The 297-nt window shown below is 36.7% G+C and carries 1 pseudogene; it reads left to right on the top strand.

Going from position 1 to position 297, the window contains the following annotated elements:
* Positions 1 to 220, top strand: a pseudogene (locus JKP73_RS22715) (O-antigen ligase family protein); the annotation flags it as partial.
* Between the last annotated feature and the right edge of the window lie 77 nt (positions 221 to 297).

Genomic DNA, 297 nt, shown 5'->3' with positions numbered 1-297 from the left:
CATCATCTTAGGGAAACAATTACTCCTTTCCTTCGCTCTAACCGTAGAACATCTCTTTCTATTCGTCATCATTGGTCTAAGACTTGGAATAGCTTTTTTAGCAGGTCACGTCCTTTTTGCACCATCTGTGATATCTTATCTTGCGATTCCACTTTTGCTTTTAGGAGTCGATGAATATGATTACACCGAAACTAGTAAGCTTCATAATTCCTGTTTATAATGCAGAACATTCCTTGTTCCCTTGTGTCCAGAGTATCTTAGGAGAAATGTATCATCCTATTCAAATCATACTAATTA

Origin of the sequence: Virgibacillus salexigens (genome assembly GCF_014905415.1) — a bacterium.
GTDB classification, from domain to species: Bacteria; Bacillota; Bacilli; order Bacillales; family Amphibacillaceae; genus Virgibacillus; species Virgibacillus salexigens.
The sequence above is the reverse complement of the archived record's forward strand: the minus strand, read 5'-3'. Positions and strand labels throughout refer to the sequence as shown.